The organism is Duganella vulcania (assembly GCF_009857655.1).
Lineage (GTDB): Bacteria > Pseudomonadota > Gammaproteobacteria > Burkholderiales > Burkholderiaceae_D > Rugamonas > Rugamonas vulcania.
Map to the genome: position 1 here is coordinate 44848 of NZ_WWCX01000044.1, position 10054 is coordinate 54901.

Sequence of the window (10054 nt, forward strand, 5' to 3'; positions counted from 1 at the left end):
GTAGGGCGGGCTATGCATCTTTTCCTGAAATGATTGCTTCAATTTTTTTTCCTAGCCGTTGCCAAGCGTCCTTTTTTTCTTGTGCGTAGTCGTAGTGAAGATAATGTCTACGTACCTTACTTCCGGCAAGTACGTGATTCTGGCACCGGTCGATGACGTCCAGCGTGACGCCGAGACTCTGCATCAGTGTGGCACCCGTCCTGCGCAAGTCATGCGCGGTCCACGCGCCGTATTTCCCATTCTGTAGCACTAGACGATCGTCCTGGCGGCGATGCGTCATCTTGGCGCGAGGGCCGCCGTCGCGCCCGTGCTTGAACATGGTCTGCCGGTCGCTGATTTGTTTGGTGATCGCTCGCGGGGAAATGTGGAGCGTGCCCATGTAGTTCGGGAAGCACCAGTCGGTGTCCCCGCTGCAATCGTACAGGCGGCGAAAATGCCGTAGCGTGAAATCGGACAGCGAGATCGTCAGGCTGCTAATGCGGTCCTTCACGTTTTCCTTTGGTATAAACCATTCTTTCCGTTCGAAGCTGACGTGCTCCCAGCGCGCCATGGTCAGCTCGCCCACCCGGCACATGGTGGACAGCATGATCCAGATCGCGCATTCGGTGGTGATCTCGATGGGCTGCACGGCCGTGCGCCGGTTTGCCGCCTGGGCGTATTCCTTCCGCGTACGGTCGCAGATGGCGTGCAGCTCGTGAATCTCGGCAGGGGAGAGCACCCGCTCACGCACGCCGCGCGGATCGAAGTCCGGGCTGACGATGCGGCCAATCTCGATCAAATCCATCGGGTTTCCCTCGACAAGTAGGCGGCGCCACGGCTGACGCTTCTGAGCCCAGTTCAGCATCTGCTTGAGGTTGTTCCGCAGCGAGACGGCGCTACGGTTCGCGCCGCGCGTTACGATGGCACGCAGCACATGACGCAGGTCATGCTCGGTCAACGCGCGGACTGCGACGCCGCCAATCTTGGGCAGGACGTCGGCGTTGAACTGTCGTTTCAATTCTGCGTTATCGTTCCTGCGCCGCACGCCGTCCAGCAGCCAGACGTCGAACATATCGCGCACTGTCAGGCCGGCCTCGCGCTGCGCTTCAACCTGGGCCAGCTTCGCTTCCAGCGCCTCCTGGACTTCGATTTTCTGCACCTTTTTCACCGTCGCTGGATCCGCCCCGGTGGCCGCGCGTGCGCGCGCAGCGTCGCGTGCCGCCCTGATCTGCGCCAGGCTGTCGTGAGGCCAGGAGCCGCACGAAATGTCATGCAGCTTGTCGCCGTGCCGGTAGCGATAGTAGAAGGGGATGGTGAGCGTATTGTCGGCTTTGACGCGCACGCGCCCGAACAGTCCGCCATCATCGCGGACCACGAGTCCGGCTTGTTTCGTGGTGATCGCCAACAATTCCTTATGCGTGATCCTAGGCATCTTGTATTCCAGACAGTCACCCCTGAAAGAGGGCGGAGGTTTTTACAAGGGGTCGCAAGTGGAGCAAAAAATACCCCAACAAATACCCCAACAAAACGCTCGGCTAGGACTGGATGAGTACGGATGGGTATGGACGCATGGTAGCGCCAAGCCATTGATTCTTAATGATGTTGCTCAATGGATGGACGTTCCCGGACGCTAAAGGAAGAGTTAACTCGGCCATGGGGTGCAAGGGGTCGGAAGTTCGAATCTTCTCGCCCCGACCAATAGAATCAACGACTTAGGCCAATCTTCGGATTGGCCTTTTTCGTTTCGGCGACTTCGATGTCGCCTTCTCTGGCGGAAGCGCCTCGTTTACCTTCTAACGTGCAAATTAGCGAGGTGGTGGTGGAGCGCTCGGAAGCTTGACCCTCGGCCTTCCAGTCATGCGCCAGCCGGGATTGCATTTTTTGGAATTTCTGCGTTAGCTCAGGGCGGACTTCGCTTGATCCGCTGTAATCGACTGAATACAATGAACTCAGTCGATGGCGGCGATGAAGACTATATCGAGGAGTGAGAAGTTCGCCGATTGGCTGGCCCGCCTCAGTAAAAAGGACAGGGCCACGGCGGCAATCGTTGCGCGTCACATCGAGCGTCTGAGGTTTGGCGTCGGCGATATCGAACCGGTTGGCGACGGAGTGAGCGAACTCAGGATCCACTTGGGGCCAGGTTATCGCGTCTATTTTGCTGAACTGGGCAGTGTTCTGATCATCGTGCTTGCAGGCGGTACAAAGAGCCGCCAGCAAGCCGATATTGATGAGGCGAAGCTGATGTTCGTTGACTTCAAGAAGAAGTTTGCCGCCCGGGCAGGTAGCTAGAGATCGTTAAGGAGTTCCAATGGCCAATCCCAACATCACGTCGGCTGACCTTGAAGCAATGGGTCTGAAGGTATTCGACCCTGCAGAATACATCACCAGCGATGAGGCAGCCGTTGCCTACATCAACGAAGCGCTGGCGGAAAATGACGCGGCGCTTCTGGCATCGGCGCTCGGCGACGTGGCGCGCGCGCGCGGCATGACCGAGATCGCGAAGGGCGCAGGTATCGCCCGAGAATCCTTGTACAAAGCGCTTCGGCAAAACAGTCAACCGCGTATGGAGACAATTGGCAGGGTTCTGACTGCATTGGGATTGCGCTTGGTGGTGGAGCCAATCGTTGAGCCTGCGACCGCCTTGGCGAAAAAAAAGAAAACATCAAAAACCAAGGCAGTTCCAGCCAAAGCGCGCGCAGCGTAAATCTCGGGATTATTTTTTGGTGGTTGGGTAAATTTCAACGGGATTGTCATTGGAGCTGAGTACCTTCATGATTACGGCACTTCGTGCGTACTTCTTCTTGAGCGTCAGCAGAAAGCCATCTGCCCCCTTGCATTGTTCGTAGTCTTCGCACTCATTACGCCATTGCGTAACGTACCTGACGTCGGCGGGAAGTAAATTCTCTCCCTCGTTCGTTCCTTTTTCACGGCAGTCATTGCTCCAACGCTCAATCCGCATTGAACGAATTTCTTCACCTTGCGTATGGAGGCGTAGGCATGCCTTATCCTTTGTATATTGGAGGACGCAGAAGGACTTTCCGACGCTGCAGTAGTCAACCTCAAAGTACTCTGCGTGAGCAAGTTGACGATCCAAACCAGTATAGTCGCCGGTTGCAGCATGAGCGGTTGGATCAGCGTGCCAACCTTCAGCGTGAAGCTTGGCTCTGGCATTGGTAAGGAGCTCGCCGGCGCGAAGTGCGAGCGGGTTGGGTTGGGCTAGTGAGGTGAGCCCGACGAGGGCAATCACTGCGAACCATGTCTTCGTCATTTGGTGGTTCCCCCGGCAGCCTTGTAAGTCGCCTTAAAGTGATAAGTGATCGAATGTGACGTATGGCTGGTTATGGCGGCCAGCTTGGCCGCGCCCGATGGGGAGTGCAGCCCCCTCACCATGGTCTTGCCAAGTCTGCTTGTTAATCTGGTACATGCCAGCAGCAGTCGTGACACCGTCATAACCGGGACCAGGGTGCGTTGAAAAGTCCGCAAATCGCCAAGGGTCATTGCGCTTACCCTTGATCGCTCCGTACTTGAAGTCATAGCCGTTCGCTCGTTTCAAAGCGTATTCGACGCGTCGAAATGGCTCACGGCTTGACTCGTCAAGGAGAATATACCTGTCATCAAAGGCTTGCGTTTCAGCTTCCTGCAAGCCCTCGCCGGCGTTCTGCTGAGCTGAAATTCCACTGCTGCTGACATCGCTCAAGTTCTGGCATCTGAGTGACTGGTTAGGGATGAGTCTCGGAGGGTTTGGACAACCGCAGATGCACAGGTCGTCTCCCAGGGCGATTTTTTTACCGTTCCACATCTCAGGGATTCGAGGTTCAACGCATTGGATTTTTCCTTGCGTCTTACATGCCGGGCAAAAGACGAGGTCGCCTTCAACCGCGATCTTTACTCCGTTGATACTGCCGTTGGCCCTTGCCATGGTGACTTTGCCGCCTGCCGTTGTGGATGCGCCAAGTGTGATCGTGTATCGTTTCACATTGCCCTCCTTGTTGTCCTTGCGGTTGATTTTTGAGATGTGCAAGTGCGGCGAAGCCAATTATTGATTAGAGGCAGGTACGTACTTTGATTGCGCGCAAGGTAGAGTTGGATGGCGATCCATACGTCTCATTGTCTGGATTGTGGCCGGATTTGCTTGCAATATGCGGCCACGGTTGTTGTTGGACTAATAGGCGACGTCCTCCAGGCGATAGCGGAATCTTCTGCGCTCCGGTAAGTCCCAGCCGGGCTCGCGGTCTGCATTGCGCGGTGGTGCGCTGGGTGGCTGCAGGGCTGGCGCGGCGGATGGTGCCGGGGTGGCCGGAAGTGACTGGGCGGCGGCAAGGACAGGTGTGTTCGTAGCAGCGGGTATTTTTGACGCGGCGATTAATTCGTTGCGCAGTCGGCTCGCCATTTTGAAGGTCTTGTCGCCAGGGCGGCGAATGGATAAATCTTGCCATGCGTTGCGCGTCGAGCGCGCGAACGATTGTGCGAACTGGTTCGGCGATACCGCATGGCCGTTGTGGATGATCTGGTCGCCTTCAACGCGTGCGTAATTGTTTTCGCCGTAGCTCCACGATTTCAATACGGTGCCTTCGGGAAGGAACAGTGATTTCCATTGGTAGCCGTGGATGCCCGACAAGTCCGCGCCCGGTTCGAATCTGGCCGGATCCGACAGCCAGCATTCGATGGCTTGGGCCATGGCTTCCGACATGTCTTGCGAACCACCACGGCGGCGCAGTTTTTCGATCAGCTTGAGCAGGGTATCGGTGGGCAGTTGCACGCTCATTGTAGTATTCATTCGATTTTCTCCCCTATTTTCTTCGGCTTTCCCATATTTAGACCGGGAAGCGCGGGAATAGTTCAATGCTTGAAAAAATAGGAAAAAATCGACGAGAAAATTGAAGGTTTGCTAGAGGGAGCGGCGAAGGGCACCCCATGTATATGCTCCCAAGAGCGCGGGCGCGATGTGCTTTACAAATCTTCACGCAACGGAGATAAAGCGGCAATCCCCCGCCGGTTTAATGGCTGCTGTGTCACTTTCGGCAACAGCCGACACTAAACCTACGGGAACCCACCATGACAGCATCCGCACCGGCGCGACCTTTGATGGTCTTGCGCGATTTGAGCAAACGTTACGACGGCAGCGCCGGCAGCCTGCTGGCGCTGGACGGCGTCAACCTGGAGGTGCGGGCCGGCGAGTTCGTCGCTGTGGTCGGCAAATCCGGCAGCGGCAAGTCCACCTTGCTGAACCTGGCCAGCGGCATCGATACGCCGTCCTCCGGCGAGGTGTGGATCGACGGCGCGGCCGTGCATGGCATGCGGCAGTCGGAGCTGGCGCGCTGGCGCGGCCGGCATCTGGGCATCGTGTTTCAGTTCTTCCAGCTGCTACCGACGCTGACCGTGGCCGAGAATGTGATGCTGCCGATGGATTTCTGCGCTACTTATCCCGCGCGCGAGCGGCGTGCGCGCGCGTTGGCGCTGTTGGCGCAGCTCGATATCGCCGCGCAGGCGGACAAGCTGCCGTCGGCGCTGTCCGGCGGCCAGCAGCAGCGCGCCGCGATCGCTCGGGCGCTGGCCAACGATGCGCCCATCCTGGTGGCCGACGAGCCGACCGGCAATCTCGATAGCGACACCACGCGCCAGATCATGCAGCTGTTCGCGGACTTGGCCGGGCAGGGCAAGACGGTGCTGATGGTGACCCACGAGCGCGACTTCGGCCCATACTTCACGCGCGTGATCACGCTGGCCGACGGCCGTATCCGCGCGCCGGGCGACGGCGCGGCCGGCATCGGCCACCACGACCGCGTCGACCACAACGCCAACCGGGTGCGTCATGCTTAGCCCGCGCTGGCGCAAGCTGTTGCGCGATGTGGCGCTCACGCCGGGCCGCGTAGCCTTGATGGTGCTGGCGATGGCGGCCGGCATGTGCGCGCTGGCCACCATGTTGAGCAGCTACACGATCCTCAGCCGCGAGACCACGCGCAACTACCTCGACACCAATCCACCCTCGGCCACACTGCAGTTGGAACGCATCGATGCGCCACTGCTGGCCGCGATCCGCGCCTTCCCCGGCATCGCGCAGGCCCAGGCCAGCGGCACGGTCGGCGTCACGCTAGCGCCCCAGGGCCAGGGCCAAGGCGATGCGCTGCCGCTGACCATTTTCGTGGTCGACGATTTCAACGCGCTGCGCATCAACACCGTCTACCGCGAGCAGGGCGCGTGGCCGCCGCCGGACGGTTCGCTGCTGCTGGAACGCGACGCGCTGCGCCTGATCGGCCAACGCATTGGCCAGCGCATCGCCGTCAGCACCGGCTACGGTGCGCCGCAATCGCTGCTGATTTCCGGCACCGTGCACGATCCGGCGCTGCCGCCGGCTAGCCGCGGCCAGACCGTGTACGCCTACGCGACCCCGGCCACCGTGGCCGCGCTGGGGCTGGACGGCAGCCTGCGCCAGTTGAAGCTGACCGTCAGCGAGCAGCCGATGAACGTCGACGCCATCGAGGCGACGGTGGCGCGGCTGGCGCTCTGGCTGCGGCAGGACGGCCACGCGGTGGAGCGCATCCGCATACCGCCGCCCGGCGAGCATCCGCATCAAAAAGTCATGACTTCGATCCTGGCGATGCTGCTTGTGTTCAGCGGCGTGGCGCTGCTGCTGTCGGCGGTGCTGACGGCCACGGTGGTGGGCGGCATGCTGCAGCAGCAGCGGCGCCAGATCGGCGTGATGAAGACCATCGGCGCGCGGCGCGGCCAGATCGCCGGCCTGTATCTGACGCTGGTGCTGGCGCTGGCCGGCGCCGCCACCGCGTTGGGCATGACGGCCGGGCTGGCGGCCGGACGCGCGTTCTCGCGCGTGGTGCTCAACCAGATCCTCAACTTCACCATGCACAGCGGCGCGATTCCGCACTGGTGCTATCTGCTGCTGATCGCGGCCGGCGTGCTGCTGCCGCTGGCGATCGCCGCGGTGCCGATCATGCAGGCCAGCGCGGCGACGGTGCAGGCGGCCATCAGCGACACCGGCACCCATGGCCAGCGCTATGCCGCGACGGCGCCGGCCGCGTGGCTGGACCGCCTGCCGCTGCTCGACCGCAGCCTGCTGCTGGCGCTGCGCAACAGCCTGCGCCGGCGCGGCCGCCTGCTGCTGACATTGTCCCTGCTGGCGCTGGCCGGCGCGATGTACATGAGCAGCCTGAATATCCGGGAGGCGTCGGCACGGCACCTGGTGGTGGCGGCGTCGGAGCGCCACTACGACATCGAAACCACGCTGGCGCGCCCGGCGCCGGTCGAACAGGTGACGCAATTACTTGGCGCGCTGCCCGGCGTGGCGCTGGTCGAGGCGTGGGATCGCAGCAGCGTGGCCCGCGAGCGCCCCGACGGCCTGGAGATCGAGCGGGTCTATCCCGACGGCGCGCACGGCACGCTGGCGGTGCAGGCGGTACCGGCGCATAACGCCACGCTCAGCCTGGAGATGCTGGCCGGCCGCTGGCTGGCCGACGGCCAGTCCGGCGAGGTGGTGCTGAACAGCGCCGCGCTGGAGTTCTTCCCGCAGGCGCGGGTCGGCGCCAGCATCGGCATCGCCGCCCATGGCCGCACGCTGGCCTTGCGGGTGGCCGGCATCGCGCGCCAGGACATGACGGCGGCCACGGTGTTCGTCTCGGCGCCGACCTATGCGCGCATGGCCGGCCGCGCGGGGCAGGCCGCCAGCTATCGCGTGGTGCTGCGCGCGCACGACGAGGCGGCCATCGCGCAGGCTGCGCGCGACATCGGCCGCACGCTGGCCGGCGCCGGCATCGAGGTCCGCATGACCATGACGGAGACCATGCTGCGCAAGGAGGTCGACGGCCACTTCGACCTGCTGATCGCGGCCATGCTGTTCATCGCGCTGCTGATGGCGGCGGTGGGCCTGTTCGGGCTGGGCTCGGCGATGGGCAGCAACGTGGCCGAGCGCGGACGCGAGTTCGGCATCATGCGCAGCATCGGCGCCAGCTCCGCCGTGGTGCTGCGCAATGTGCTGTGCGAGGGCGTGCTGGTGGCGCTGATGAGCGTGCCGCTGGCGCTGGCCTTGTCGCTGCCGCTGTCGGCGGCGATCGGCGCCTATCTCGGCGAGCTGCTGTTCGGGCTGGCCTTTCCGCTGACCGTGTCGGCCGCCGGCGTGCTGGCCTGGCTGGCCATGGTCTTGCTGGGCGCCTTGCTGGCGAGCGGCTTGCCGGCCTGGTCGGCCTCGCGCCTCAGCATTCATCAAACGCTTGCCACTCTTTGACAGGACACGCCATGAAAAAATCCGCAGTGTATGCCGCCCTGATCGTCCTGGGCATCGGCCTGTATGCCGCCGCGCGCTCGCTCGACCTGGCCGGCCTGTTCAAGCGCCTGCACGGCATGTGAGGCCTGCGCTAGCCGCCGTTGGCGACCCGCTGCTGGATGGCGTCGATCACTTTTTCGGCGCGCATCTGGCGCAGCACGGCCGCCAGCTGCGCGGCCAGCGCTTCGTGCTGCTTGTTCAGGTAGTGGTACACCGGGAAGGAGGCCAGCGGCGGGTTGAGCACGCGCACCTCGTCAAGCTTGAGGTTCTTGATCACCGCCATGCCGGACAGGCGGTTGCCGACCACCAGGTCGGTGCGGCCCACCATCATTTTCTGGAACGCCTGTGTCATGGTGGGCACAGCCTCGGTGCGCATGCCAACGGTGTTCTCCTGCACGATCTTGATCCCGCGCACATGGCCGATGGTGTAGGGCTTGAGGCTGTCCCAGCCGTTGAGCAGGAAGTCGGTGCCGTGCGTGAAGACCACGATCTCATAGGTCAGCAGCGGCACCGGCACGATGATGAGGTTGGGGTATTGGCGGTCCATGCCCAGCTTGCGGTACAGCTCGCCATCCATGCGCCCCTCGTTGGCGTAGAGCAGCGTGCGTTCGCCCGGCAGGCGGTGCACCTCCAGCTTGTAGCCGAGCCGGCTGTAGGCTTCGCGCAGCACTTGCTCGGCAACGTCGGTGGCCGGGTCGTCGCCCAGCAGGGTGGAGACGTTGATGACGGGCCTGACCGGCGCCGCCACGGCGGGCAGCCAGGGCAGCAGGGCAAGCTGGAGGAGGGCGCGGCGCTTCATGTTCGTGGGCTTTCTGCGTGGCTCAGCGTTGAGCCATGTCCTCAGCATATACGCTGGCGCGCCGATCCGCCAATAGCCGGCGGCTACCACGCCGCGCCGCGCGCCCGGACCGTTGGATTCCGTCCACGCGCAAAGGTGCGCGGCCGGCGCATGCTCCTGACAGAAACTGTCGCAGCTTGCCATTAGCATAAGGGTCATGCGGTGCCGACACGGCGCGCCGCGCCAACCCACCAGGAGAACACCATGATCAATCCTAACTATGTGCTGCTGTATGTCGACGACCCGGTCGCCAGCGCCGCCTACTACGCCGACCTGCTGGGCCAGCAGCCGGTGGACGTGTCGCCCACCTTCTCGCTGTTCGCGCTGGCCTCGGGCCTGATGCTGGGCCTGTGGTCGCGCCACACGGTCGAGCCGAAGGCGCTGGCCTCGGGCGGCGGCGCCGAGCTGTGCATCCGCGTCGACGACCGCAGCGTGCTCAACGACATGTACGCCGACTGGTCGGCGCGCGGCGTGACCATCGCCCAGCGCCCGGTGGCGATGGACTTCGGCTACACCTTCCTGGCCATCGACCGCGACGGCCACCGCCTGCGCGTGTTCGTGCGCGAAGGGGCGTAAGCACGGCGGCGGCCGGCTCCGGAGCCGGCCGCCCCAATTCCCGGTTGACACTCAAAAACAATGAATGCTATATTCGTCCGCATGGATTGGTAACGTTTCCAATTGACGTTTTTAATGGACGTTTTCACTGCGCCGTTTTCAATTCATGTTGCACGACCCACGTCTCTTCGATTGCGAAGTTGCCGGCGCCTGTCAGAACAGGGCGCCGGATTTTTTGTGTGGGCGCCCGGCAACAGGTAACATTGCACACCAGACCAACACAGCGCCGGGCCCCACCGGCGCGCAAGGAGACAGGATGGACAAGCACCACAGGGGCGGCCGGGCCGTTCCGCTGCTGGCCGCGCTGGCGCTGGCCGCCGCTGCGGCCACCACCGCCGCCAGCCACG

The 10054-nt window shown here is 62.6% G+C and carries 10 protein-coding genes; 5 read left to right on the forward strand and 5 right to left on the reverse strand.

Annotated features, from left to right (window positions below):
• Positions 1-10 precede the first annotated feature (10 nt).
• Positions 11-1411: a tyrosine-type recombinase/integrase gene (locus GTP90_RS21300; RefSeq protein WP_161085421.1), complete on the reverse strand. Its 1401-nt coding sequence runs from the start codon at positions 1409-1411 to the stop codon at positions 11-13.
• 524 nt (positions 1412-1935) lie between these two features.
• Between GTP90_RS21300 and GTP90_RS21305 the strand changes: the two genes are divergently transcribed.
• Both GTP90_RS21305 and GTP90_RS21310 read left to right on the forward strand, forming a co-directional pair.
• Entirely contained in the window at positions 1936-2268 is a 333-nt protein-coding gene (locus GTP90_RS21305; RefSeq protein ID WP_254451975.1) for a type II toxin-antitoxin system RelE/ParE family toxin, read from the forward strand.
• A gap of 19 nt (positions 2269-2287) precedes the next feature.
• On the forward strand, positions 2288-2683 hold the full coding sequence (locus GTP90_RS21310; RefSeq protein ID WP_308937313.1) for an addiction module antidote protein: 396 nt from the start codon (positions 2288-2290) through the stop codon (positions 2681-2683).
• A 9-nt stretch (positions 2684-2692) separates the two neighbouring features.
• Here the strand turns inward: GTP90_RS21310 and GTP90_RS21315 are convergent, their stop codons facing one another.
• From GTP90_RS21315 to GTP90_RS21330, 3 genes are all read right to left on the reverse strand, one after another.
• The gene (locus GTP90_RS21315; RefSeq protein WP_161085422.1) at positions 2693-3247 is read right to left on the reverse strand and encodes a hypothetical protein; all 555 of its coding nucleotides are present in this window, start codon (positions 3245-3247) and stop codon (positions 2693-2695) included.
• A 33-nt stretch (positions 3248-3280) separates the two neighbouring features.
• A complete protein-coding gene (locus GTP90_RS37025) occupies positions 3281-3955 on the reverse strand; it encodes a PAAR domain-containing protein (RefSeq protein ID WP_371875104.1) in 675 nt (224 codons plus the stop codon).
• A 186-nt stretch (positions 3956-4141) separates the two neighbouring features.
• Positions 4142-4744 (reverse strand): hypothetical protein, encoded by a 603-nt coding sequence (locus tag GTP90_RS21330; RefSeq protein ID WP_254451976.1) that lies wholly within the window; start codon positions 4742-4744, stop codon positions 4142-4144.
• Positions 4745-5034: 290 nt separating this feature from the next.
• Between GTP90_RS21330 and GTP90_RS21335 the strand changes: the two genes are divergently transcribed.
• Together GTP90_RS21335 and GTP90_RS21340 are read left to right on the forward strand one after the other, a co-directional pair.
• Positions 5035-5799 (forward strand): ABC transporter ATP-binding protein, encoded by a 765-nt coding sequence (locus tag GTP90_RS21335; protein ID WP_161085424.1) that lies wholly within the window; start codon positions 5035-5037, stop codon positions 5797-5799.
• On the forward strand, positions 5792-8215 hold the full coding sequence (locus GTP90_RS21340) for an ABC transporter permease (protein WP_161085425.1): 2424 nt from the start codon (positions 5792-5794) through the stop codon (positions 8213-8215). The genes GTP90_RS21335 and GTP90_RS21340 overlap by 8 nt, the downstream gene beginning before the upstream one ends.
• Positions 8216-8345: 130 nt before the next feature.
• Here the strand turns inward: GTP90_RS21340 and GTP90_RS21345 are convergent, their stop codons facing one another.
• Positions 8346-9053, reverse strand: coding sequence for a substrate-binding periplasmic protein (locus tag GTP90_RS21345; RefSeq protein WP_161085426.1), 708 nt, complete (start codon positions 9051-9053; stop codon positions 8346-8348).
• Positions 9054-9296: 243 nt separating this feature from the next.
• Between GTP90_RS21345 and GTP90_RS21350 the strand changes: the two genes are divergently transcribed.
• Complete coding sequence (locus GTP90_RS21350) at positions 9297-9668, forward strand: VOC family protein (protein ID WP_161085427.1); 372 nt, start codon at positions 9297-9299, stop codon at positions 9666-9668.
• The last annotated feature ends 386 nt before the right edge of the window (positions 9669-10054 follow it).

Bases quoted from the DNA above. Each gene is read 5' to 3' on its own strand.
- GTP90_RS21300 (WP_161085421.1), bottom strand. From the start codon at position 1,411: ATGCCTAGGATCACGCATAAGGAATTGTTGGCGATCACCACGAAACAA.
- GTP90_RS21305 (WP_254451975.1), top strand. From the start codon at position 1,936: ATGGCGGCGATGAAGACTATATCGAGGAGTGAGAAGTTCGCCGATTGG.
- GTP90_RS21310 (WP_308937313.1), top strand. From the start codon at position 2,288: ATGGCCAATCCCAACATCACGTCGGCTGACCTTGAAGCAATGGGTCTG.
- GTP90_RS21315 (WP_161085422.1), bottom strand. From the start codon at position 3,247: ATGACGAAGACATGGTTCGCAGTGATTGCCCTCGTCGGGCTCACCTCA.
- GTP90_RS21330 (WP_254451976.1), bottom strand. From the start codon at position 4,744: ATGAGCGTGCAACTGCCCACCGATACCCTGCTCAAGCTGATCGAAAAA.
- GTP90_RS21335 (WP_161085424.1), top strand. From the start codon at position 5,035: ATGACAGCATCCGCACCGGCGCGACCTTTGATGGTCTTGCGCGATTTG.
- GTP90_RS21340 (WP_161085425.1), top strand. From the start codon at position 5,792: ATGCTTAGCCCGCGCTGGCGCAAGCTGTTGCGCGATGTGGCGCTCACG.
- GTP90_RS21345 (WP_161085426.1), bottom strand. From the start codon at position 9,053: ATGAAGCGCCGCGCCCTCCTCCAGCTTGCCCTGCTGCCCTGGCTGCCC.
- GTP90_RS21350 (WP_161085427.1), top strand. From the start codon at position 9,297: ATGATCAATCCTAACTATGTGCTGCTGTATGTCGACGACCCGGTCGCC.